This window comes from Sulfitobacter maritimus (assembly GCF_013346665.1).
In the GTDB taxonomy this organism is placed as follows: domain Bacteria; phylum Pseudomonadota; class Alphaproteobacteria; order Rhodobacterales; family Rhodobacteraceae; genus Sulfitobacter; species Sulfitobacter maritimus.
In genome coordinates, this window is sequence record NZ_JABVBB010000026.1 from 24,986 (window position 1) to 49,024 (window position 24,039).

The following is a 24,039-nucleotide window of genomic DNA, read 5'->3' on the forward strand; positions in this document are numbered from 1 at the left end:
GCGAAAATTCGAGGAAAGAGACGGGGAAGTTGTGGGCCGAACGGTCATCGTGAACAAGCCATGGCATTTACAAAACTCTCGATTGAAGCCGCAGGTGCTGATGCAACTCGCGGCTCATTTCCCCCATCTGAAACCGACGTCTGGACCATCTTCAGAGCCCTGAGAGATGCACGCAGCGTGTTTGGTCTACGTTCTGGCCACATACAGACACTTCAAGCAATGCTCAGTTTTCTGAAACCTGGCCATGGCGAAACGGTTTTTGCGTCTAACAATTCACTTTGCCAGCGCGTTGGCGGAATCGACGAACGGACACTCCGGAGGCACATCAACCGCTTCGTTGAACTCGGATTCATCAAGCGCAATGACAGCTCGAACCGAAAGCGCTACCGCGTTCGCTCATCCGGCGGGGAGTGCATCAGTTATGGATTGTCTCTTACCCCCCTGCTCCAACGTGCGAGCGAGCTTATAGCCATCGCGCAAGAGATGGAGAATAACCGGCGAGATGGGATATTTGTCCGCAAACAGATCCTTACAAAGCTCGCCCATTTGGAAGAGCACGATCCTAGCAACGCATTCATCAACCACGCACGGAAAGCTCTACGCAGAAAGCTGAGCCTCCCTGAATACCACGCTCTGCTCGCCAATACAGATGCAGAATGCCAGAGTTTGTCTACCCCGGATACCCCGGCTGAAACTACGGAATTGCCCGCCAATGACGGACAAACTGTCCGGCATCAATCTAAGTCTGAAGAAGAAAAAAAAGATTTAGATAGCAACATAGGCGATGAGGCCCTGAAACCAAACTTGCTGACCTCAGTCTGCGATCAGGCGACGTCGTTCTCCCCAGAGAGACTTAGAAACTGGTTGGACATTGAAAACCATGCTCGAACACTTGCACCCATGATGGGCATTCATCCAGAAACTTTCGAGAAAGCCAAGAATGCTGTAGGAGCTCAGAAAGCGTCATGCGCGATCTTTATCATGCTACAACTTGGAAAACGCATCAGGGATTTTGGGGCGTATTTTCACAGTATCACCCTGGGTCAAAGGCAAAACCAATTTGATCCATTAGCTTTGATCAAGCGACTGTCGGAAACCAATGAGCGAACTGTCTAATGTCCACCGCGGTGGACTTCGAACGAAAAGCCGCGCCTGTGGCAACCAGAACTGTCCAAACGCACCTAGCAGGCCGCTGAAAAAGTCTGCCGTGAGGAACGATTTTTTTTTGAGCAGAAGCTCGATGCTCCCAGGTGTGCGGGGAGGCAGTCCGGGTACCCTGCTTTCCGGCTCAGGCGGCGAGCAGTTTCGGCAGTCTCCCGAGGTTGAACGCCGCCATCGCCAGCGTGAAGCGGGCCCGCACGCGCTCAATGCCGCGATACAGGGTCTGCGTCATGCCGCCGACAGTTTTGGCCCAGCCGAAAGGTTCCTCGATCGTCTTTCGGCGCCGCTGCGATTGGTCGTAACCGGGGTGCCGGGTGGTTCTGCCGTCAATGGCGGAATGTCGGGATTTCTGGGGGACATGCTGCGTGGCCACTATCTGGCGTAGCTCGGCGACGAAGTCGGCGCTGTCATAGCCGCGGTCTGACTCCAGGGTCAGGCGCCGGGTCGATCCGGGCGAGTGGCGGTGAAGCATGTCGATGGCAGCACGCCGCTCGGCGTGACCGTCTGCCCCCGTCAGGTCGGCCTGCACGATCAGGCCGGAGCGGGTTTCCATCAGGCTATGCCCCATTAAGCACAGCATGGCGCCGGCTCGAGGGACTTCTTGAACAGCCGGGCCTCCGGATCAGTCATCGAATCATGGGTGCGTTCGACTGCCGTTCGCCACGGAAGTCGACTTCGGCATTGCGGTTGCGGCGTGTGGGGCGGGTCATTGGATCGAGCTTAGCGGTGGTCTGGCCAGAGGCGGACGTGGGCGGCACACGGGAATCTGGTGGATCGCCGGGACCCTCGTCCCCGTCGGACGCAGCCCTTTCCTTCATTGGGAAACTCTTTATCCACGCCCAGGCCTTCACCATGGTGCCGTCGACCGAGAAATGGTCTTCCGACACCAGCGGTGCCACTTCGCGATGCGCCAGAATGGCGGCCATGATCCGGCGGGCCATGTCGGTGGTCAGCAACCGGTCACGGTTCTTGCTAAACACCGTGGGGACCCAGACGGCATTGTCGATCCCTAGGCCCACAAACCAGCGGAACAGCCGGTTGTAATCCATCTGCTCCATGAGTTGCCGCTCCGACTGGATCGAGTCGAGTATCTGCAGCAAGCTGGCACGGATCAACCGTTCGGACGCGATCGAGGGACGGCCCTCACCCGCGTAGAGCCAGTCGAAGTCGGCATCAGGGAGCGCAGCGCGTCGTTGATGACGGCCCTGATCTTGCGAAGCGGTTGTCGCGCCGGAACGCGCTCCTCGAGATCGACGTAGCTGCACAGCGAGCTCGTCACTTGATCTGATCCACGCATCCCACACTCCGTCGCCATCTTAGTGGCAACTGTGAGTCATGTTCCGCGACAGGCGTCGAGGCAGAAGTTTTTCAGCGGCCTGCTAGCGGCGCGTGGTGGTTCTTCAGTTAATCTCAGACCAGCAGGTGTCCACCGCGGTGGACAAATGACACACGAGAAAGCCTTGATGAAAATCTCGCCGCCCATGGAAGAAAGCGGCAGCCAGGCATTACACCCTAAATCCCTAAAGTTATTGTGGGAGGTGAACATCTCCAAAGAGGTTTGGAAAGAGCCGCTCTCGATAATCCAACGGAAACGCCAACCGAACTGGCGTCTTCGGCGAGACGGAGGTCAGGTATCCGGCGGCGGTCAGTTTACTCAGCGTGTTGCGAGCAGTACGCTCGGACGTCTTGAGCACAATCTGCGCATTGCCTCGTTCCAGTGCCCCATGCCGAAGAACCGCCGAGATTAGTTCCGGCGCTCGCTTGTCATCGATGGTATCTGCAACAAGACGACGATACCTTTGGTCCAGTCCGCCGAGATCGAACAATCTTGCTGAGAAGCTGATCTGGTCGAGCGTCACCTTTAGGAACCATTCACTAAACGTCTTCAGTGCCGCTTCTGACAGGTTCCCCCGTCCGTCGCGGTCTCCGCGGCGTGGACTGTCGGCCAGATCCATCATCCGTTTGTACTCGCCCCGATCGGTTATCCCGCGGGCCAGCCCACGTGATACGGACCAGAGCCCTTGGCCACCAATTTCCGCTGTGAGGGCCATGGCATGAGACATCAGTCTGCTGACACGTCCGTTACCATCCGGGAAAGGGTGGATGTAGTTGAGCCGGTGATGTGCAGAGGCGATCGCGATGATCCGTCCGCTCGAAGACCGCGCCGCAATCTGAAATCGTTTGTCGAAATGGTCCATGAATGCCGCGACGCGCGACGATGAAGGAGGTAGGTGGCGCCCGACCGCAACTTCCCGATCGTCATCCTGGCGCATGCGTCCCGGAACGATGGGCTCTTGTGTGCCGTCGGGATGTTCGATGACCCGAAACTCATCCGGCATCTCGTCGTAGAAGCTCTTATGGACCCAAGTCAGGAATTCGACGGATGTGGGGCGGGGCAGGGTGCCTATGCGATGCATCTCATCGATGGCTCGTTGAACGATGACGTGCGCTCGGGCCTCAAGGGCGAGAGGACGGGTTTCTTCCTCAAGCTCGGCACCAGCCAGCGCCCTTTCGATGTCGCGGGGGCGCGTGTTGTGTCCTTCGATCAGGTTGGAGTAGTAGCAGTTCATCACACGGACGAGATCGGCAAGTTCGGCTGCGCTGTCAGGATGCAACCCTTGTCCCAGCCCGGTGGCTTCCCTCTGGATGTCGACCGAAAGGTCTGCCAGTTCTGTAGGAATATGCCCCTCGAAGAAGCAGGGTTCGATCCTAGCGGGTGTTTCCAGCATTTTGCCGATCTTCCATATTTGCAAAGTAATTGAAAAATAAACACATTTCGTACTTTGAAGCAAGGTTTTGCCGATATGCGTTGCCGATCTAGAATTGCTGCATGAAATCAATGGCTTCGGCAGATGTACCGGGCTTTTCGGTTTTGTTGTGTGCCCAAAGGGGCCGGAGAAAGTGAAAGTGTCCTTCGGGTCTTGTGACTGACGGATGAGGGTCTTTGGGATCCCTCGGATGGGTCCGGGCCGGATTCCGGTCTGTCTTACCTGATGAAGGGCATTCCGATGCAAAACAGGTGTCTTGCGCGTGTTGCGCGCGACCGCTGTCTCGTGGTGGCGACACAAGGAACTACGCCAAACCGTCCAGACGGGCCAGGCACAGCAGCTCGAGCGCGAGACCGTCCTGCGTGATCTCGGCTATCTGAAGCAGGCGGCGTTATTGCCAAACGCGCATGTGATCTGCGGAGAGGGCGGGACGTTCCTCCATCTCGGTTGGACCACCGTTTCGACCTTCGCGCCGATCGAGCGCTTTCCATTGGCCACTCTTGCGGTCGCACGAGGGACCCCGTTCATCGATATCCGACCCGTCACCGATATCATCGCCTTCGCGAAGTTGCCGCGGGTGGCGCGGGACGGATCGGTCGACCCTGAACCTTGGGGTCCTGACCGGGCCGTATCTCTAACCACCTACATCGACATGGTCGAAAAGCTTGGTGCTAGGATCGCCAACGATCCACGCCCCCGTCAGTCAGCCTGATCACCATCCCCTCACACCAACATTCGAAAGGAGGCCAGCCATGGCCCGATCCCGCACGACCAAATTTGATGCCTCCGAGGTCATCACAAACGAAATCATCCGTATCATCGAGCGCGGCGTCCTGCCGTGGCGCAAGCCCTGGACCGCAGGTGGCAGCTCTCGCCCCCTGCGCGTGGGCGGTGAACCCTACCAGGGAGTGAACAACTTCCTGCTGACGATGCGGACCGTGATGGCGGGCCACAGCTCTCCCTTCTGGATGACGCTGCCGCAGGCCAATGCGTTGGACGCGAAAATCCGCAAGGGCGAAAAGTCCTCTGTCGTCGTTTATTACGGTCAAAGCAGGAAAGACGCGGGCGGCGAGGACGACCGCAGCGATGGCGATGATCGCTCCGAGGAAGCCCGCATCTTCCGCTTCCAGAAATCCTACCGCGTGTTCAATGCCTGCCAGATCGAGGGCTTGCCCGACAGCTTCTTCCCCAACCCGGAGTCCGCGCCCGAGCATCCGCCGTCTGAGCCCATCCCTCACATGCAGGCGTTTTTCGACGCCATCGACATTACGACCGTCTTCACGGGGACGGAAGCGTACTATTTGCCGCCCGTGGACAAGGTCTACATGCCGTCCATCACGCGGTTCCACGATCCGCGGAACTTCTACGGGGTCTGGGCGCATGAGCTGGCCCATGCCACAAAAGCACCCCATCGGCTGAACCGTGATTTCGGTTTCTCGAAATTCGGCAATACCTCCTACGCGCGAGAGGAGATCGTCGCGGAACTGACCTCGGTGTTCCTGGGTCAGACGCTCGGCTTCACGGCGCATACGCTCGAGATGAATGCCGCCTACCTCCACAACTGGTTGCGCGTTCTTCGGTCGGACAAGGGCGCGATCTTCCGGCACGCGGCGGACGCACAGCGCGCTTGCGACTACCTGATCGCCAGATCTGAGGCAGGTAGGGCAGGGGGCCGCGCTGAAGCTGCCTGACCACACGGAGAACGGAGACTCGCATGTCACGCAAGGAACTCAAGACGCTGCGGGTGGCCTGCTTCAACGACGGCCGCCGCAAGATCATCACCTTCAAGCGCGGTGCCTATTGGTGGAGCGCTGCCGAGGGCGCTTATCCGCTCTCGGCAGCGCTCGAGAGCATCAAAGAACAAGGCGGCTGGATCGAAACCATCCCCAACCCGAATTACAGACCCAAAGGGCTGTTCGGGTAGGGCGCCTTCGGCCTCGATTCATCCGCCAAGCGGAAAAGAAAAAGCGGGCTTTGGGAAGGGTGTTTCAACTTCTCAAAGGAGATCCCCATGTCCATGAATGTTCAATCCCAGCCAGACTGTCCGGATCCGACCGTGATCGCGGCGCTAAACGACGCGTTTCGCAAGCTCACATGCCTTGGGCTGCCGCCCGCGCAGCCCATCCAGGGCCGGATGCATGTCACCCGCGCGCTTATGGAGGCCGGTGACGGTTTCATGGCCGAGGCGGTGAAGGCCACCGGTGCGTTCGATACATTCGAGCCCGAGAATGATCCCGAGGGATGGCACGATTTCGGGGCGGTCGAGATCCGCGGCGAGACCGTGTTCTGGAAAATCGATCTCTATGAAGCAGACTCGGATTTCCGCTACGGGGCTGAGACCCCGGACAATCCTGCCACCACCATGCGCGTGCTGACCATCATGCTGGCGCGCGACTGGTAGAAGGGCAGGGGACTCCTCCCCCTGACATCTGAGACGATGAAGGCCCGCTGCCCCTCAAAAAGGCAAAGCGGGCCTTTTGTCGTGGTGATCCCTGAAGCCGGGGATTGGTCGCGCGCGCGCGGGCCACACCTCACCCACCTGGAAGGATATCCCATGACCACAAGCTTTGCCCCTCTCACCGTTGCCATCGGCGATCTTGTCGCCCACCCCGCCAATGTGCGCAGCAACTCCCCGGAAACTTATGACCCCGAGAACATCGCGCATCTGAAGGCCAGCATCGCTGTGCTGGGCCTGCTCCAGCCGCTCCTGGTCCAGAAGATTGACGGCAAATACGCTGTCCTCGCCGGTGGGCGGCGCCATGCCGCGCTGAAGAAGCTGATCGCCGACAAGGCCACCAAGGGGTTCACTGCGAAAGCCAAGGTGGACTGCCGCCTTGTGCCGGAGGACTGTGACGTCACCACGGTGCTGTCGCTCGCCGAGAACATCACCCAGGCGCCGATGAACGCGATCGACGAGTTCGAGGCTTTCGCGCGGATGATGGAGGTCGACGGCCAGACGCCCGAGACCATCGCCAAAACATTCGGCACGACCGTCGCCGCCGTGAAAGGCCGGTTGCGCTATGGCCTGATCCACCCTGACATCCGCGCCGCGGCCCGGGGCAAGGTGATCACGCTCGACACGATGAAGGCCTTCGCCGAGCACCCGAGCCAGGAGGCGCAGCGCGAGGTCTTCGAGGCGCTCACGAAGGACGGCGGCTATCTGCAGGCCTATACCGTCCGTCAGGCACTCAAATCCCGCGGGGTGCAGGTCAGCGATGATATCGGGGCTTTCGTGCGCGCGGACTACGAGGCACGCGGCGGCGCCGTCGCAGCCGATCTGCTGGAAGAGCATTCCGTGCTCGAGGATGCGGCGCTGGTCGAGACCATCCTGCTCGAGAAGCTCGGTGCCGCCGCCGAAGAGGCTCGCATAAAGCTGGGCTTTGCCTGGGCCGATGCGATGGTGCGCTATGATTACGCGACCATGGCCGACTACGGCCGCGTTTATCCCGGCCCGATCGAGCCGGATGAGGCTGCCCAGAAGCGCGTGGATGAAATCACCGCCGAGCTTGAGAAATTGCAGCTCGAGATGGAGAATGAGGGGCTCGAGGACGGTGCCTATAATGCCCTTTACGACCGCGTGGACGCCTTGGAAGAGGAAGCGCGCGATCTGCAGGAGGCCTACAGCGCCGAGGACCTCGCGCGGTCTGGGGTGATCGCGTCCTGGTCGGGCGGGCAGGTGACCCTCCATGTTGGCCTCGTCCGCCCGGAGGACACCGTCAAAGAGGAGGGCGCACGCGGCTCCTCTCCTAGCCCGACCGGGGAAGAAGCCCCGGACCCGGGCGAAATCACCTACCCGGCCTCGCTGGCCGAGGACCTCAAGACCGAGCGGGCCATGGCCCTTGGCGCCGCAATGGCGCTGCATCCGGAGGCCACGCTCGATCTGACGCTCTTCAAGCTGGTGAGCGACGTTCTGGCCAGCGGCATGAGTGTCACGCAGGCGATCAAGATCGAAGCCCGCAAGGAATACCGCAGCCATGCCAAGATGGACGAGATCGACGAGACCTCGCTCGAGCAGGTGGCGGCGGCGCATGATGCGCTTGATCTGTCCTGGCTCGATGACACCCGCGCGCCCGCCGATCAGTTTGCGGCGTTTCGCGCGCTGAAGGCCGGCGAGAAGGCCAAGCTCGTCGCCTATGCCACCGCCAGCACCACGCAGTCCTGCTTCGCGCGGGACCGATCGCGCGACAGCCTGATGCATGCGTTCGAAATTGAGATCATGCCCGATATCCGCGCCCACTGGACGCCGAACGCGGCGCTCTTCAATCGCTTTAAAAAGGCGTGGCTCCTGAAGATCCTCGGTGAGGATCTGGGTCTGGCCCAGGAGGCGGTGACGCTGGCCTCGTCGAGCAAGAAGGAAATCGTCGCCTTCTGCGACAAGCTCTTCGCCGAACCCTTCGCCACACTCACGGACGCGCAGCGCGCTGCCGTGGCCGCCTGGTGCCCGCCGATGATGCAGACCGCCGGTGGCGCCTGTGATGAGACGGCGCCGATCACGGAAACCCCGGAACCTGACGGCGAGGTCGCGCAAGCGGCCTGAGCCATCACGCGACCCGCGCGAGGCATTCCCTGCGCGGGTCGACCCTCTTCCAAACCGAACAGAAAGACATCCCCATGGCTATTCTCAAGTTCTCTGCCTCCGCAGTTGCGGCGCAGATCGCCCATGCGCGCGCCTGCAAGACCTTCCTGCCCAACTGGAACGGGCCCGTGGACAGGCCGGCCCTGATCCTCATCGTCGGCAATGGTGTGCATCTGCGCTCGAACGGCATCGATGGCACGACCACCCGTATCGTCACCACCGAACAGGCCGATCCCTCCTTCGCCTTCGCCGACGGCATGAACCCATTTCGGGATGCCGACTGGATGGCGCAGCGCCGCATGGCGTTTCGCGATCTGACCGGCCAGTTCTACACCGACATCCTGGATGACGTGCAGGTGCTCATCGACCGGGGGCGAGGGGCCATCCGGCTCGCCACCGATGGCCACAGCATCCGCGTCTTCGTGCGCCGGGCCTCGGATTATCTCATCGGCGGGACCTACGAAGTGCCCTCGGGCCTCGGCGGCACCTTCCGGGTCATCCTCAAGGATGCCTGCGACACCTTCGCGATCGTGCAGAACTGCGGCAATTGCGAGGATTTCGACGCCATGCAGCCCTACCGCGTGCCGCTCGATGCCCTGATGGAAATCGATGACCGGAGGGTGGCGTAACGCGCCCATTCTCAAACACGCATCGCCAATACCCTGCCGGGCCTGCGGCCCTCTCGGGACATTGGCGACAACAATTTCCCCAGTGACAGAAAGGACTCTGAGATGGGTTGGCTCTTCTACACCGACGGCCGCGTCAAATCCTACGCGGATGAGAAAGCGGAAATCGCCCGGCTCTGCACCTCTCATGGCGAAAGGCGCAGAACCGAACTGATCAAGGCCTGCAAGGTGGGCTCCACCTGGTATGCGGCGGCAAGGGTCACAAGTATCGATGGCTCGCCGGTCGAGGACACGACCTATGTGACCGATGCGGATGGCTCCATCACTTTCGGGGCTGTCTTCCTCACCCGATACGATGACGGCTGCTGGGGCTACAAGGACATGGAGGAAAGCGCTGGCCCGAACGAGTCTCGTGCTCCCCTTGGGCTGATCGAGCTCCTCTCCGACCTGAAAGACCCGGACAGCTACGCCCAGGACTGGCGCCAGCGCTGCCGGGACTGGGCTTCGATCCCTGACTACGAGGAAGGCGACAAGATCAGGCTCGCAGCACCCGTGACGCTCACCGATGGCAGCACCTGCCAGATCGTCACCGCGACGCACTACAGGCGTGGGCGGCAAAAACGCCGCTGCTACCGCATCGAGGAAACCGGTGGGCTCGTACGCCTGTCGAAGGCCTCGCTTGCGGGCTCGGAGCTGCTCAGCTCCGCAAAAGGCGAGGCCAGTCCTGTGCTGGCGGAGTTCCTGGCGGGGCAGGGTGGCTGAGTTTCCCGCTGAGACAACATCACGGGACCACGTGCACACATACTGCCGACTTGAAACCGTATCTCAAATGAGATACATCACTCCCATCAACTGGAGGACCATCCATGCCTGCCCAAACATCCATGCTTCATGTCCGTGTTGACGATCAGCTGAAAGCACAGGCTTCGGACGCACTTGCGGGCGTCGGTCTGACGCTCTCCGACGCGGTGCGTATTCTTCTGACCCGCGTGGCCGCAGAGGGCGGCTTGCCTGCCGGATTGACCGCTGATCCGGATGCCTATGACGCCTGGTTCCGGGCGAAGGTACAGGAAGCGCTGGACGATCCAAGGCCCACAACGCCCCATGCCAAGGCGATGCAAGACGCCCAGGCATTGATTGACGGGAAGCGCCTTGCCAAATCTTGAATGGAAAGCCACGGCCATAGCCGACTTGCTGGCAATCATTGACTACATCTCTGACGACAACCCGGATGCCGCCCAAGTTCTCAAAGACGAGATAGAACACAAGACGTCCCTCCTTCCTGAACGCCCTCAGATGTACCGCGCGGGCCGTGTGGACGGGACTAGGGAGATGGTTGTTCGGCCGAACTACATCGTGGTTTATGCTGAAAGCCCTGAGATGGTGACCATTTTGCGCGTTCTTCATGCTGCGCAGCAGTGGCCATGATCGGGGTGCAGGCCCCCCGCTAAGAAATTGCCCGCTCTACGCCTTCAAAGTGTAGAGCGGGCTTTTTGTCCTTTGGAACTCAGACCCTGATCCAAAGGAAAATCCCCATGACCAAGCCCAAACCGGCAAACCCGGCTCTCTCGATCTCCCACCCTGACCTCGTATCTGCCCTCGCGCAGATCGGCGCGGAGGTCGACAACCAGCCCCTGCGCAGTTCAGCGCTCGCGCGCATCATGCGCGAGACGTTTCATGGCAGCGATGCCGGCGGTGCCTGGGACTGGCGCATGGCCTATGACCTGATGCAGGCCGCGGCCATCAAGGTTTTGCTGCGTGGGGACGGTGCAGCAGGTGACATCGCCGCTGCAAAGCTGCTTGCCTCACGGCTCCTGACGGAAACGCGCCGGTCAGAGCAGCAGATCCGGCTGCAGCAGTTTTCCACGCCGTTGCCTTTCGCGGCAATGGTCGTGCGGGCGGCAGCCATTCGCAAGGGCGAGACTGTGCTGGAGCCCTCGGCTGGCACCGGTGCCCTGGCCGCTTTCGCCGCCCGGGCCGGTGCCACGCTTTTGCTCAACGAGATCGACCCCTTTCGCCAGCGCCTCCTGCGCGCGGTTTTCGGCGGCGAGGTGACGGGCCATGACGGCGAGCATATCGATGATCTGCTGCAGACGCCGGTTCTACCCGACGTCGTGGTGATGAACCCGCCCTTCGCCTCCTCGGTCGATCGCTCCCGAGACAAGCACATCGCCGCCAAGCATCTCATCGCGGCTGCAAAGCGCCTGGCACCCGGCGGGCGGCTTGTGGCGATCATGCCGCCGGGATTCACGCCCGAACGCGATGCCGCGCATTGGTCCCGCGCCTGCGGTCTCCTGACGCCGCGCTTGGCGCTGACGATGCCAGGGCAGGTCTACCGCAAGCTCGGCACCTCTGTCGAAACCCAGCTGATGGTCTTCGACAAGGTGCAGGAGGTCGGCGAGATGATCCGCGTCCCTGTGCGGGATCTGGATGAAGCCTTGGCATATGTCGACGCCGTGGCCGCAACCCGGACCGAGATGCGCCCCGTACAACAGGCGGCGGTGATCCCTCACGGGCGGCCGACCGTTCCATCATCTGCCCCGCGCAAGACCGCCGCTGTGCCTGTTGCCGCCTCCAAACCACGGACCAATGCCGTCCGCCCGCTCAGCTTCACAAGCTTTGAGGCCCCCCGTGATAACACGCCGGTCTCGGATATCTATGCGCGTTACTGGCCGCAGCGGATCGCGATCGCGGGTGCGCAGGAACATCCCACGCCGCTCGTTGAAAGCATCGCCATGGCCTCGGTTGCCCCGCCCATGCCCTCAAACACGGGCAGTGATGACTTGCGCCTGCCCACACGGTTGATCGAGGAGGGAGATCTCTCCGAGGCGCAGCTCGAGACCATCATCATGGCGCATGATGCCCATGGGCGTGATCTGCCCGGTCGGTTTACCATCGATGACGACCAGACCAAGCTGACGCGCGCCGATGATGACCCGGATGCACGTGCCTATCGCCTTGGCTATTTCCTCGGCGACGGCACCGGTTGCGGCAAGGGGCGTGAATGCGCGGGGCTCATCCTTGTGAACTGGCTGGCCGGGCGCAGGAAAGCGATCTGGGTCTCCAAATCCGCCACGCTCATCGAGGACGCGATCCGCGACTGGACCGATCTCGGCGGCTCGCCAGCCGACATTCAGCCGCTTTCCAAATGGAAACCGGACCAGCCCGTCCCGATGGGCGACGGGATCCTCTTCGTCACCTACGCCACGCTGCGGTCCGCGGGCAAATGCGGCACCACGCGGCTCAGCCAGATCCTCGACTGGATGGGCGCGGAGTTCGAAGGCGTGCTGGCTTTTGATGAGGCCCATGCCATGCAGAACGCGGCCGGGTCCGAGCAGGGCAGGGGGGTCAAACCCTCCCAGCAGGGCCTTGCAGGCCTGCGGCTGCAACTGGCAGCACCCCGCGCTCGCGTCTTCTACATCTCGGCTACCGGCGCCACGAGCGTGCACAACCTCGCCTATGCCGCGCGGCTGGGGCTCTGGGGGCAGGGGCCGGAATACCCCTTTCCGAGCCGCGAGGGTTTCGTCTCGGCGATGGAAGCAGGCGGTGTCGCCGCCATGGAGGTGGTCGCGCGTGATCTCAAGACGCTCGGCCTCTACACGGCCCGCGCCCTCAGCTTCGATGGCGTGGAATATGACGTGCTCGAACACGCGCTCACCCCGGCCCAGATCGAGATCTACGACGCCTATGCGGGAGCCTTTCGCACGATCCACCACAATCTCGAGACAGCGTTGACTGCGACCGGCGTCAATGATGCTTCGGGAGAGACCAATGCCTCGGCTGCTCGCGCCTCGGCCAAGTCCCGCTTCGAGAGCACGAAGCAGCGCTTCTTCAACCATCTCCTGATGGGCATGAAAGCCCCGACCATCATCCGCGCGATCAAGGACGATCTGGCAGCGGGCAAGGCTTGCGTCATCCAGGTGGTTTCGACAGGCGAGAGCCTGCTGAAACGCCGGCTTGAGACGATGGATTCCGACGACGAGCTCGTCGAGGGTGCCTTGACGCCGCGTGACTACGTGCTGGGCTACCTCGAACAGGCCTTCCCAATCCATGCTCAAAAGCTCGTCGAGATCGACGGCAATATGGTGGTGGAACCTTTACGGGATGAGACCGGGGCGCTCGTTGTCTCGCGCGAGGCGCTCGCCCTGCGCGATGCGGCCATGATGGAGTTGATGACGCTCGCCCCGATCCCCTCGGCGCTCGATCAGATCCTCTGGGCCTTTGGTGACGACGCCGTGGCAGAAGTCACGGGGCGGTCCATCCGGCCCCTCAAGGCCGAGGATGGTCACCTCTTCATCGAAAAGCGCGTCGCCAGCAGCAATTCATCCGAAACCCAAGCCTTCATGGACGGTGAGAAGGACATCCTTATCTTCTCCGATGCGGGCGGTACGGGCCGGTCCTATCATGCGGCGCAAACGGCGAAGAACCAGAAACGGCGGCGGCACTACCTGCTGGAGCCCGGCTGGCGCGCCGATGCGGCCATCCAGGGGCTCGGCCGCACGCATCGCTCTGCCCAGGTCAGCGCGCCTTTCTTCCGGGTCTGCACCTCGGATGTGCATGGCGAAAAGCGTTTCACCTCGACTATAGCCAAGCGCCTCGACCAGCTGGGGGCCTTGACCAAGGGTCAGCGCGAGACCGGCTCGCAGGGCATGTTCCGCGAGGAGGACAATCTCGAAAGCCCGATCGCACGGGCCGCGCTGCGTGGGTATTTCGCCGATCTTGCCGCCGGGCGCGCCGAGGCGATGAGCTACGAGAGCTTCACCGACTGGACGGCCCTGCGGCTGATCGACAAGGACGGGGTGCTCCTTGAGGAGCTTCCCCCGATCCAGCGGTTTCTGAATCGGGTGCTTGCCCTTCCCATCCACATGCAGAACGCGCTCTTTGCCGAGTTCATGCGCCGGATCGCTGATCAGACCGAACGCGCGCGGGCGGCGGGCACGCTCGATCTCGGCGTGGAAACCCTGCGCGGCGAAAAGATCGAACAGGTCTCCACAGAGGATCTCTGGACCTGCCCGAAATCCGGCGCCGTGACGCGGATCATCGGGCTGGAGGTCACCGACCCGGTCCACGTTCTTGGGGCCGAAGAGGCCATATCGCGCAATCCGGATAAGCTGCCGATGGTTAATCGCGCCTCCGGCCGCGCGGCGCTCATCTCGGCGCGCCCCATGCAGATGTATGACGAGGACATTGTCACGCTGATGCGCAAGGTGGTGCGGCCAAACGGGTCGAGCTATCTGGAGGAGACGCGGTTCGAGTCCTCGGCCTGGGAAGACATCGGAAGGCCTGAGTTCGCAAGGCTTTGGGATGCCGAGGCTGCGTCCCTGCCAAAAACCACCACGACCAAGCTTTACCTGCTGACCGGGCTCTTGTTGCCGATCTGGAAGGACATTCCGACCACCAATGAGCGCATCTACCGCGTCACGCCCGACGGGGCGACCGCCATGATCGGGCGCACGCTGAGCGAGGAAGGGGCGGCAGCGCTGCGCGCCCGCTTCCTCGTGTCCAACCCGCAAACACCGCAGGAGATGTTGACCGCCGCCCTCGGCACCACCGCGCCTGTCGATCTGGGCCGGGGTCTCACCCTGACCCGTCGCCGGGTCGCAGGCGAGATGCGTCTCGAGCTTGGCGGTGCGGATCGGGGCATGATTGATGGCCTCAAGGCCATGGGGTGTTTCACGGAGATCATCGCCTTCCAGTTGCGGGTGTTCCTGCCGCATGGGGACGGGATTGACACGGGAAGCTTTCTGGCACGGATCGTGGGGCAGCGAGCCGCTAGAGCGGCAGAACAAGCCGCCTGAAAAGCCAAAGCGGGCTTTGGGCCGGGCGTCGCGGATCGGGGTTTGGCCGGTCCGCGCTTTCCGGGCGCGCGCTGACCAATGCCACGCCCGGCCCCCCAAATTCAGACAAGAGGACAGACCCATGACCAATCCCCAGATCGACTATGCCGCAATGGCGGCTCAGTGGCGCGCGGAGCGCGAAACCACCTTGAAGGCGACCCGAGCGGAGCTGCTCGCGCAACTACGTGCGCTTGGCATCAGCGGGGTCACTGCCGAATACGAAGGCTATGGCGACTCCGGCAATGTCGAGGATGTGACGGTGCAGCCTGCAGAGGTCCAACTGCCGGAGGTGCTTGCCACAGAGGTTGGCGATTTCGCCTGGTCGCTCGCCTATCATCATCACCCGGGGTTTGAAAACAACGAGGGCGGCTACGGCACGCTGACCTGGGACATAGCACTAGACAGCATCACCCTCGATCATGCCGACCGCTATGTCGAATGCTCGCACAGCTATGACGAGGGGCTGTGAGATGGCCCATCCGCTTCATCATGCTGAAAGCTCTGCCCGGAAATTCGGCGGAGTGCCGTCTGACTATCAGTCCATACATGACTGGTTCGATGCCTCGAAAGAGCACCTCGCGCTCTTCACGCACCGAGCCATGCGCCATCACGCTCAAGGCCTGTTCGAGGCGGAACGGGTTTTCGGCCTGACCCTGACCAATAAAGCTGGTCGAGACATCCCCGTGCGCTGGATCGGCGAGCAGCATGTACGCGAAGACTGTCAGGGTCGTATCCCGAGCATGGCGGACTGGCTGCGACGGATACAACCTGAGCCATGGATGGCCAATGGCCACATCGACCAGCATGCCGGCGATGAGCCCTGCGGCGACCCAAGGGTTGCCTGGGCCTCCGAGGTCGCCGCTGGCCGAACGGTTCTTGGCCTGAAAGATTGGATGGCGGCGCGCGCGACGCAAGCCACGCAAAGCGCCTGACAGGTCTCGGCCGTTTGCCAAACGAATACTGCATGGAAGCCCGGTTGGAAGATCGGGCTTCTTGCGTCGTTTACCCACCATTCTTCTTGAGGAGGATCGCATGACACTCGATGAAATCAAGGCCGCCGTCGATGCCGGCCAGACCGTGCATTGGGCCAATACCGGCTACGTTGTCCACAAGGACCGGCTCGGTCAGTACCTCATCACCTATGTGCCGAACGGTAGCTGCATCGGTCTGACCGACCGGGGCGGGCACGGGTTGAACGGAAAAGAGGCGGAGTTCTTCATCGCGCGATCGGAGGACTGCGCGGAAAATCCGGGCAGCCAATCAAGACCAGACGGGCAGGGGAGGGGCGTAGCACCCGGAGGCGCGGGGGCATTCCCACTCGGACGGCAGCTCTGACCTGTGGGCGGGGCTGAAAGGAAAGCAAGCTTTCTGATTTGTGATCCCTCAAGGGGTCGAGAAAGCAATCCCGGATGCGCTGGCAATGACGTCAGGCACCGGCCAATCCAAAAGGAACCATCCCATGTTCGCAGGAAACCTCACCCGCAATGCCGAAACCGCAGCCGCCGAGTACACCGGCATGATCCACTCGACGCGCTTTGACATCGCCATCCAGTTGGAGGCGCGGGCCAAGATGTCCGAACGCAGCCCGGATTTTGACGTGACGGCAGTCAACAAATCAGGCCGCAAGGTGCGCATCGGCACGGCTTGGAACGAAACTGGCAACACCAGCGGCAACCCCTACATCTCGATGCAGCTCGATGTTGGCCTCGGCCCGTTCCGGGTCAACGCGGTGCAGACGAAAGAGGCGCGCGCGGCCCAGAGCGGCGAATTCGAGATCATCCCGCTCGTCTCGAACGGCCTGATAAAATCCGGCTCGATCTCAGGCGAGCTTACCGCCATGGACGCCGACAACGCCTTCACCGGCTACATCGCCAACATGATGTTCGATCTGGAGTTCATGCTGATCGAGAACAGCTACAAGACCGAGGAGACCCACCCCGACTACCGGATTGAGGTCAGCTCGCCCCGGGGCACGCCAATCCGCGTCGGCTCAGCCTGGATGGCGAGAAGCAGCCGCACTGGCAATGACTACCTGTCGCTGCTGATCAACACGCCCGACGGTGACCTGCGCGTGAACGCCGTGCAGAACGAAGAACAGCGCGGCGGGCAGACTTTCTCGATCATCCCGTTCATCGACAGCGGTGAGCAGCCGCAGGATGCAGGCACGGGGCTGTCCTTGGTCGCCTAATCGGCGCGCGAGGGGGAGACGATCTGAACCGAAAGGGGAGCCGTGGGACCACGGTTCCCCTTTTTCCATGGCCGTTTACGTGGAGGACGCCACCTGCTTGCGATCAGGTGCAAATGCGATACAATAATATATTATCGCAACATCGAGGGCGGGCGCGTGGCGGCTAGATCAGGGACGGTTCCATGGTTCGAGAGCTTTGATGTTGAGGTAGAGGTTGAAGATCTCCTCACTCATATCGAGCGCTGCACCGGATTCGCGCTACCCGCCCGAAAGCGCGATGTCATCATGTCATTTGCCAAGTCGAAGTTCGACAAGACCAGGCAGGGATATTTGGAGGCCAAGGCAGCAGGAAAGCCGGTGTCCACATCGTGTCGCGCTTATCTGACCGACCTGCAGGACACGATCTTCATGGCGATCCCGAAAGAGAACCTCGCGCGGATGCCGCTGAGCCAGCAGGTCCTCAACGACCCTTCATTTTACGCGGACGCCATGCACCGTGCCGCTGCGATCAGCGAAGATGAGCTTTTCATGGCTTTGTCCTCATCGCTGAACGATATGACGGTCCAAGACGCTCGGGCGTTTGTCTCGAAGCTGTGGCACAGCACGATCGATGACAATTCCCGCAAGTATGCCGAAGCCCTGAAGCGCCCCGAGCGTGAACCGCAGCCCTTTCGCCCGGGGAACACCGTGTAAGATCGGAGCCATTCTCTTGGCTTGAGCCGTACCGAGGTTGGCCGCCTCGAACCCCCTTTCCTGGAGGTGGCATCCTGTGCAGCGTGCGAAAGCCGTTGAAGGTGCTGTGGTGACGTCTACTGTCGCCAACATGATGAACCGGGATCACATGCGCGCCTTCTTGCGGCGCGCCGCGGCGCTTGCCGCTTTTGTCGCACTGCTCTGGGCGGTCCAAGTCGTCAATTGGATCACCGGCTACGGCTTGAACCCGGCCTTCGGCCTGATCCCCCGGCACGTCAGCGGATTGGATGGTGTCATCACCATGCCCCTCCTGCATGGAAGCTTCGCGCACCTTATGGCCAATACGCCGCCGCTCTTGGTGATGGGTGGGCTGCTGGTGGCCACGACCACGAGGGCCTTGCTGCCGGTGAACGCAGTGGTGATCGGCCTCGGCGGCGGACTCGTCTGGCTGTTCGGAAGCTCCGCCATCCATATCGGTGCGTCAGGGTTGGTCTTCGGCTGGTTTGGCTTCCTCGTCGCACGCGGCTTCGTGGATCTCTCATTGATCACGCTGGGCGCGGCACTGGTGGTCGGTGTCCTCTATAGCTCCATTCTCTGGGGCGTTCTTCCGGGCCAACCCGGCGTCTCGTGGGAGGCGCATCTCTTCGGCGCCATCGCGGGCGCGGCCGCTGCAGTCCTTGTCCGGACGCATGTACATGCGCCGCGCCTCGGCGGCGTCGATCTGGACTGAAGCAATGCACTCGGCCAAAACCGGACATCGGTGACGGATACAGCGAAGGTCCGGAAGCGACCTTCTTGGACTTTCGGGGCCTCGATGACGGCGTCTTCGTTCGTAAAGGTGTCCCTTAGGGAAGTTGCAAAAAAATCGCCTACAGCGATCTTGTATCGCGCAAGGAATATCCCATCTATGTTTTATCGGTATGCCGGGCTTCGGTCTGGTTCGGAATAAAATCGCTGTAATTAGGATCGGTTCGCCGATCCGTGGAGGGGCTAGTTCCCTCTGACGCCTACCCCCCAAGCGGCCCCTGTGGCGGCGGCGGGGCGGCGGCCCCCCGGGCGACCCCGGGGGGCCAGCATAAGGGATAAGGACGGTCTCTCCGTTCCTCGCGCTGGTGGCGACACCCTTCCGCAATCCTGCGGCAGGGCCAGCAGAGGAGGCCATAACATGGCTTACGACACCGACGAGATCAGCCAGCGTGGGACACGCGAGACAAAACGGAAGCGCAAGCCGACGTGGAAGTCTCGCCTGTTAAAGGGCGTATTCTGGGTAGCCTGGGGGATGGGGAAACTCTTTGACCTCACCGAATGGCTGTCCCGGTTGTCTGGCGACTAACCGCGCGACCCTTAATGTTCGCATTTGGCGAAAGGAGGACCGAGAATGCTAGGTGAAGCACTGAGATTGATCCGGGTCTTCCATGACCTGAAACAGAACGAGTTGGCGGAACGTCTCGATATTTCCCAATCACACCTTTCTGATATCGAACGATGCCGGAAAGTGCCAAGTCAGGAAATCGTTGCACGATACGCCGAAGAGTTTGATCTGCCAGTCAGCTCGATCTGGTTTTTTGACGAGAAGCTGACAGAAGGCACGACACCGGGCGCTATCGAGAAAGCGCGTGGGGTTGTCGCTGACAAGATACTTGATTTTCTTCGGATGATCGAGCGGAAGCGGGCGTCATCATGACGAAGCGCCGCGACAAGTCCTATGCCCTCGATCAATGTGCCCTCTATCGGTGCAGCACACGCAAAAAGTTGTTCAAACTATTACAGACCAGTTCCGAGAAGTTTGCTGAGTTGAAGGCCGCACCCGATCTCTACAAGCCTCTGCGCAAGAAGAAAAAAGACGGAACATTCCGTCCTATCCTTGCACCACGGGGCGATCTGAAGCGTATTCAACGGCGGATCGGAGAGTTGCTGCTGCGGGTGAAAACTCCTGACTACCTGATGTCGCCAGTACGCGGTCGCTCGAACATCGACAATGCCGCACGGCATCGCGGTGCAGCGGCGTTCCATCTTCTCGACATCGAAGATTTCTATCCGAGCTGCACGGCCAGCAAGGTAGCATGGTTCTTTGGCAAATATCTCGGGTGCCCTCCCGACGTAGTGAAGGTTCTCCTTGATCTCACAACGCTGAACGGGGTTCTGCCAGCCGGAAGCCCTGCCAGCCCATCGCTGGCCTTCTGGGCCTACGCCGACATGTGGGACGAGATTGATCAGCTGACCCGTGATGCCGGATGCCAAGTTAGCGTGTATGTCGATGACATAACAGTTTCTGGGCAAAACGTTCCCGGGGTGCTGATTCATGCGATCAAGGAGCGGCTTGCTCACCATGGTCACAGCTTCAAAGCGTCAAAGGAAATCGGTCAGATTAATGCGCCGGTAGTAGTAACGGGCGTCGTGGTGCGAGATCAAACGCTTCTCATGCCAAACGTTCAGCACCTAGAACGTCATAAACTCAGGGCAGAGATCGCGAAACTTCCCGAGGGATACGAGAAGGCCAAGAAGATGGCCTCTCTCATCGGGCGTGAAGGCACCGAGCAGCAAATCCTGGCGCGCAACCAGGCTCGCTGATTTTCAATGATGGGTTAACATGACGACTGTTTTCTTTTCCTACTGCCACGCTGACGAGGCACTACGAGACCAGCTGGAACGCCAGCTCAGAATCCTTCAGCGTCAAGGCCTGATAGAGACCTGGCACGACCGCCGAATTGAGGCGGGGCAGGACTTCGCCGGTGAGATCGACGCGCACATTGAAGCTGATGAGATCATCTTGCTGCTGGTAAGCCCGGATTTTCTAAACTCTGACTATTGTTATGAGATCGAGATGACCCGTGCGCTGGAACGGCATAAGGCGGGAGAGGCCATCGTGATCCCGGTCATTCTGCGCGATTGCCTCTGGCATGGCGCCCCCTTCGGCAAGCTGATGGCCACGCCAACGGACGGTCGTCCGGTCACGCAATGGCCGGACATTGACCATGCGTTCCGTCTCGTCGCCGAAGCCGTTCAGGCTGCAGCAAAGCGCATCGGTAGTCCACAATCGGTCACCAAGCAGTCAGCGGCACCTGCCATCATGCAAAACACGCAGTCAGTCAACAGATCGACACCGGCCCAAGTGATCCGGTCAAGTAATCTGCGGGTGGCCAAAACGTTCACAGACCGTGATCGTGATGCTTTCCAGACCGAGGCGTTTGAGTTCATGGCAAAATATTTCGAGAACTCGCTTTCTGAATTGTCTGCTCGCAATCCCGAGATTGACGGGTCGTTCCGCAGGCTTGACGCAAATCGCTTCAGCGCTGTTGCCTACCATAACGGTCAGTCTGCTAGCCGCTGCACCGTGTTCATGGGGGGGCGGCATATGGGGGGCATTGCTTACACTGCGGCCGAAAATGCTGAAACCAACGGGTTCAATGAGAACCTGACCGTCGAGGCCGATGAGCAAACCCTTTATCTGCGGAGCATGGGAATGGCACACTTCGGTCAAAACCGAGATCAGAAGCTGACGTTCGAGGGTGCGGCAGAAACATATTGGCAGATGTTTGTGAAGCCACTTCAGTAACCGCATCAGCACCTTTAGGAGTGTTTGGTTTTGTTTGACGATGCTTCCATCAAGGTTGCGAAACCTTCTTGGCAGAATGGCGGAAGATCACGGGCGCGAGACCAGTCTCGGGATCATTTTCGTTGAGGACAATTTTCCAGGACCTAAATACTGCTTCGATGGGTGATCTGTCGGGTTTAGTACCTGTCAGTGGACAGTTGATCTTGTTCCTCATAGGCCCTCGGGACTGAAATGCGCATAAGCCAAAGGCACCGTTCCACATGACGATGTCGCCAATTTCAGGTGAGGCGTAGCTTCCCACTTGGATATCTCCAGCGGGGTCGAGCACCAGTTTCCAGTCTTGGCCATACGAGAGGCAGAGGTCAGGTCTGTGATCTACATAGTGAATACTGAATAGGTCGTCGTCTTGGCCATTCAGTGTCGCGAAGCCAAGGTCTTCATCGAGTTTTACAACAAGCATGGCGAGTTCTGCCCCTCTGCCAAAGTTACAGAGACCGATTTCTCCCACTTCGAAGTCGGCCATTGGCTTGAGATTTTTTAAGAACAGAACTTCCATGATACTACCTTACTTTCTATTTACATGCGGCATTTTGAGTCGATTTTTGAGACCTATTCATCCTACTGACCGAACGCGCGTAGAAAGAACTGACATAGTGCGAGTGGTAGCCGACCAACTAAAAATGCGTGGCTTACCACCTACCCTCTATTGCCCCTATATCTCACGCCAATGCCTCGGCGGCTAGGTCTGACTCAGCGGATCCAAATCCCCGAGCGGGCGCCGCGTGAGAGGAGGTTGCCAGGTACTTGCGTAAAACAGACCTTCGCGCAGATCGCAGCGAATGACCACAATTCGCCCATCACGTCGAATGCTTGGAAAAGTAATCCTTATAGTCGGCAGCGTAGTCGCCTGCACATCAACCTTGGGCAAAGCCTTGCGGCCTCCCCAGCTCGGCTTCGCGTGTCGCAGGGGAGAACGGCCCTTCGGTCCGTCGCGCATTCGGCCATGCGGCCTCACCGCGGCGTCGCACCCAGGCCCCCGGTTTGCCCGCCTCGCGAGCACGTCCCTCCCCGGCCGCTCCGCCGGATTGCGCTCTGGTCTGTTTTGCGGAGCAAAACGATCCCGCCGCTTCATCCGTCTCCCGCGTCCGGTCGGGCCGTTTGCCTGCTCGTGTCGGGCAAACCTACCGTCAAAACACACACACATGAGTGCGGAAGCATATCCTCCGGATGGCCCCCAAATCAGCCCGCGTCAAGGATCGCAAAACTTTTCGGCGAGGGCAGGGGCTATGGCGTAGGGCGGTCCCGTGCGTGAGCGCGCGCATGTGTCGGGTGCTGCGCACGGAAAACTTTTGCGCCCGGCAAGCCGGCGGCTGCGCCGTCCCTGACCCGGGCAGATTCGGAAACCAGGCATTCGGCCATGCCCCCACACTCACGTGGTGGCCTAGGAACCGAACACTGGAGACCAGACATGGCTTACGACACCGCAAACACCTACGAGACGATCGAACTTTTCGGGCTGACCGAGAAGGACGCGCAGCTGCCGATCCCCGAGGATCACATCCTGACCGACCGCATCATCCGCGAGAGCTTCGAGGCTTTGCTCGGGCAGTTGCGCGGGACCGGGCTTGAAGCCGAAATCGAACCGCTGGCCCATGGGCTCGCGACGATCCTGCAGCGGCGCAAGGTGGCGCTTGGCAAGGAGGTCGACCGCACCGCCGACAAGATCGGCGCGCTGGCAAAATCTCACGACGGATCAGAGATCGCCGAGACCGCGCTCGAAGAGGCGCAGGCGCGCTTTTTGCAACTGCGCGAGATCGTCGGCGCCATCGAGGTGATGAGCGAGGCGGCTGCGGAATGCTATGAGGTCGAGACGGGCCACGCCTTCATTCCGGCAGCCGGGTCGCGCGCAAGCGTCCGGGCGCAAGAGACCGGGGCGGTCTTCGAGGCGCGGCAGCTCCTGGAGCAGCACGACCGCGAAACCGCCGAGAAGTCGAAAGTCGAGGGGGTTCCCCTGATCGTCTCGGGCGCCACCGACTGGACTGATGTTGATGTGATTTTCAACACGCTCGACAAGGTTCGCGAGCGGATCAAGCAGAACCGCAATCAGGAAATCTTCCTCTGCCACAAGGGTGGCAAGCACGGGGCGGAGATGATCGCGGCTCGGTGGGCTCGCGCACGGGGTGTCGCACAAGCGCGTTTCGATCCGCGCTGGTCCGCGCATGGGCGGGCGGCACCGTTCAAGTGCAACGACGAGATGCTGGACGACAAGTTCGCGGCGACGGGGGTTGTGCTCTTCGGCGGCAACGGGGTCGCGCTGAACCTCGGGCAGAAAGCGGAAGCGAAAGGCCTGACGGTCATGCGGGTTGCGGACCCGGCGAAGAAGGCGTCGCAGGATTGAAGAGAGGGGGTCGCGCTTGGCGCGGCCCTTTCGTCATGTCTCATGGCGCGTGCGATCGGTCATGCGCGATCGGCAGTCTCCGGCGTCCAGCACCGTTATCCCTCTACCCAGTCCGTCAGAGTGCGGCCCATCCGCATCGGTACGGGTTGGGGATGGTGCGCACCTCACGCACATCGTCAGCATCGCAAGACACGAAGGCTCGAAACGTCGCACTTGAGGCCGAAGACTTGCGCGTC

At 60.9% G+C, this 24,039-nt stretch carries 24 protein-coding genes and 1 pseudogene; 22 read left to right on the forward strand and 3 right to left on the reverse strand.

Annotated features, from left to right (window positions below; genetic code table 11):
- Positions 1 to 60: 60 nt before the first annotated feature.
- Positions 61 to 1,116, forward strand: coding sequence for a plasmid replication protein RepC (repC, locus tag HTT03_RS07730; RefSeq protein WP_174859291.1), 1,056 nt, complete (start codon positions 61 to 63; stop codon positions 1,114 to 1,116).
- Positions 1,117 to 1,288: 172 nt separating this feature from the next.
- On the opposite strand, the pseudogene HTT03_RS07735 reads toward repC, so the two are convergent.
- Positions 1,289 to 2,458, reverse strand: a pseudogene (locus HTT03_RS07735) (IS5 family transposase).
- A gap of 229 nt (positions 2,459 to 2,687) precedes the next feature.
- On the reverse strand, positions 2,688 to 3,890 hold the full coding sequence (locus HTT03_RS07740; RefSeq protein ID WP_174859292.1) for a Fic family protein: 1,203 nt from the start codon (positions 3,888 to 3,890) through the stop codon (positions 2,688 to 2,690).
- 301 nt (positions 3,891 to 4,191) lie between these two features.
- Between HTT03_RS07740 and HTT03_RS07745 the strand changes: the two genes are divergently transcribed.
- The 20 genes from HTT03_RS07745 to HTT03_RS07840 all read left to right on the forward strand — a co-directional run bounded on the left by HTT03_RS07745 (position 4,192) and on the right by HTT03_RS07840 (position 21,405).
- Positions 4,192 to 4,641 carry a hypothetical protein gene (locus HTT03_RS07745; protein ID WP_343035737.1) on the forward strand — a complete coding sequence of 150 codons (450 nt, stop codon included), beginning with the start codon at positions 4,192 to 4,194 and terminating at the stop codon, positions 4,639 to 4,641.
- A 40-nt stretch (positions 4,642 to 4,681) separates the two neighbouring features.
- Positions 4,682 to 5,620, forward strand: a complete 939-nt coding sequence (locus HTT03_RS07750) for an ArdC family protein (RefSeq protein WP_174859294.1) — start codon at positions 4,682 to 4,684, stop codon at positions 5,618 to 5,620.
- A gap of 23 nt (positions 5,621 to 5,643) precedes the next feature.
- Positions 5,644 to 5,853, forward strand: a complete 210-nt coding sequence (locus HTT03_RS07755; protein WP_174859295.1) for a DUF6330 family protein — start codon at positions 5,644 to 5,646, stop codon at positions 5,851 to 5,853.
- Between the two features lie 87 nt (positions 5,854 to 5,940).
- Positions 5,941 to 6,330: a DUF3768 domain-containing protein gene (locus HTT03_RS07760; protein WP_174859296.1), complete on the forward strand. Its 390-nt coding sequence runs from the start codon at positions 5,941 to 5,943 to the stop codon at positions 6,328 to 6,330.
- A 153-nt stretch (positions 6,331 to 6,483) separates the two neighbouring features.
- Positions 6,484 to 8,466, forward strand: coding sequence for a ParB/RepB/Spo0J family partition protein (locus HTT03_RS07765; protein WP_174859297.1), 1,983 nt, complete (start codon positions 6,484 to 6,486; stop codon positions 8,464 to 8,466).
- A gap of 74 nt (positions 8,467 to 8,540) precedes the next feature.
- Positions 8,541 to 9,134: a regulator gene (locus HTT03_RS07770; protein ID WP_174859298.1), complete on the forward strand. Its 594-nt coding sequence runs from the start codon at positions 8,541 to 8,543 to the stop codon at positions 9,132 to 9,134.
- A 102-nt stretch (positions 9,135 to 9,236) separates the two neighbouring features.
- Positions 9,237 to 9,893, forward strand: coding sequence for a DUF6927 domain-containing protein (locus HTT03_RS07775; RefSeq protein ID WP_174859299.1), 657 nt, complete (start codon positions 9,237 to 9,239; stop codon positions 9,891 to 9,893).
- A gap of 104 nt (positions 9,894 to 9,997) precedes the next feature.
- The gene (locus HTT03_RS07780) at positions 9,998 to 10,297 is read left to right on the forward strand and encodes a type II toxin-antitoxin system RelB/DinJ family antitoxin (protein WP_044353023.1); all 300 of its coding nucleotides are present in this window, start codon (positions 9,998 to 10,000) and stop codon (positions 10,295 to 10,297) included.
- Positions 10,284 to 10,559: a type II toxin-antitoxin system RelE/ParE family toxin gene (locus HTT03_RS07785; RefSeq protein WP_071974127.1), complete on the forward strand. Its 276-nt coding sequence runs from the start codon at positions 10,284 to 10,286 to the stop codon at positions 10,557 to 10,559. The genes HTT03_RS07780 and HTT03_RS07785 overlap by 14 nt, the downstream gene beginning before the upstream one ends.
- 107 nt (positions 10,560 to 10,666) lie before the next feature.
- Positions 10,667 to 14,929 (forward strand): strawberry notch family protein, encoded by a 4,263-nt coding sequence (locus tag HTT03_RS07790; RefSeq protein ID WP_174859300.1) that lies wholly within the window; start codon positions 10,667 to 10,669, stop codon positions 14,927 to 14,929.
- Positions 14,930 to 15,050: 121 nt separating this feature from the next.
- Complete coding sequence (locus HTT03_RS07795; protein ID WP_071974125.1) at positions 15,051 to 15,437, forward strand: DUF6878 family protein; 387 nt, start codon at positions 15,051 to 15,053, stop codon at positions 15,435 to 15,437.
- Position 15,438: 1 nt separating this feature from the next.
- Positions 15,439 to 15,900 carry a DUF6915 family protein gene (locus tag HTT03_RS07800; protein ID WP_174859301.1) on the forward strand — a complete coding sequence of 154 codons (462 nt, stop codon included), beginning with the start codon at positions 15,439 to 15,441 and terminating at the stop codon, positions 15,898 to 15,900.
- A gap of 100 nt (positions 15,901 to 16,000) precedes the next feature.
- A complete protein-coding gene (locus tag HTT03_RS07805; protein ID WP_174859302.1) occupies positions 16,001 to 16,303 on the forward strand; it encodes a hypothetical protein in 303 nt (100 codons plus the stop codon).
- A 124-nt stretch (positions 16,304 to 16,427) separates the two neighbouring features.
- Positions 16,428 to 17,156, forward strand: coding sequence for a DUF736 family protein (locus HTT03_RS07810; RefSeq protein WP_174859303.1), 729 nt, complete (start codon positions 16,428 to 16,430; stop codon positions 17,154 to 17,156).
- Between the two features lie 42 nt (positions 17,157 to 17,198).
- Positions 17,199 to 17,849: a hypothetical protein gene (locus HTT03_RS07815; protein ID WP_343035738.1), complete on the forward strand. Its 651-nt coding sequence runs from the start codon at positions 17,199 to 17,201 to the stop codon at positions 17,847 to 17,849.
- A 148-nt stretch (positions 17,850 to 17,997) separates the two neighbouring features.
- The gene (locus HTT03_RS07820; RefSeq protein ID WP_055296372.1) at positions 17,998 to 18,579 is read left to right on the forward strand and encodes a rhomboid family intramembrane serine protease; all 582 of its coding nucleotides are present in this window, start codon (positions 17,998 to 18,000) and stop codon (positions 18,577 to 18,579) included.
- Positions 18,580 to 19,014: 435 nt separating this feature from the next.
- A complete protein-coding gene (locus HTT03_RS07825) occupies positions 19,015 to 19,182 on the forward strand; it encodes a hypothetical protein (protein ID WP_174859304.1) in 168 nt (55 codons plus the stop codon).
- A 45-nt stretch (positions 19,183 to 19,227) separates the two neighbouring features.
- Entirely contained in the window at positions 19,228 to 19,533 is a 306-nt protein-coding gene (locus tag HTT03_RS07830; protein ID WP_037240913.1) for a helix-turn-helix transcriptional regulator, read from the forward strand.
- Positions 19,530 to 20,420: a reverse transcriptase family protein gene (locus HTT03_RS07835; RefSeq protein WP_055296373.1), complete on the forward strand. Its 891-nt coding sequence runs from the start codon at positions 19,530 to 19,532 to the stop codon at positions 20,418 to 20,420. The genes HTT03_RS07830 and HTT03_RS07835 overlap by 4 nt, the downstream gene beginning before the upstream one ends.
- Positions 20,421 to 20,439: 19 nt before the next feature.
- The gene (locus HTT03_RS07840) at positions 20,440 to 21,405 is read left to right on the forward strand and encodes a toll/interleukin-1 receptor domain-containing protein (protein WP_174859305.1); all 966 of its coding nucleotides are present in this window, start codon (positions 20,440 to 20,442) and stop codon (positions 21,403 to 21,405) included.
- Between the two features lie 49 nt (positions 21,406 to 21,454).
- On the opposite strand, the gene HTT03_RS07845 is transcribed toward HTT03_RS07840, so the two are convergent.
- On the reverse strand, positions 21,455 to 21,961 hold the full coding sequence (locus HTT03_RS07845; RefSeq protein WP_055296375.1) for a hypothetical protein: 507 nt from the start codon (positions 21,959 to 21,961) through the stop codon (positions 21,455 to 21,457).
- A gap of 912 nt (positions 21,962 to 22,873) precedes the next feature.
- On the opposite strand from HTT03_RS07845, the gene HTT03_RS07850 reads away from it, so the two are divergent.
- Positions 22,874 to 23,803, forward strand: coding sequence for a DUF2493 domain-containing protein (locus HTT03_RS07850; RefSeq protein WP_174859306.1), 930 nt, complete (start codon positions 22,874 to 22,876; stop codon positions 23,801 to 23,803).
- Positions 23,804 to 24,039 lie beyond the last annotated feature (236 nt).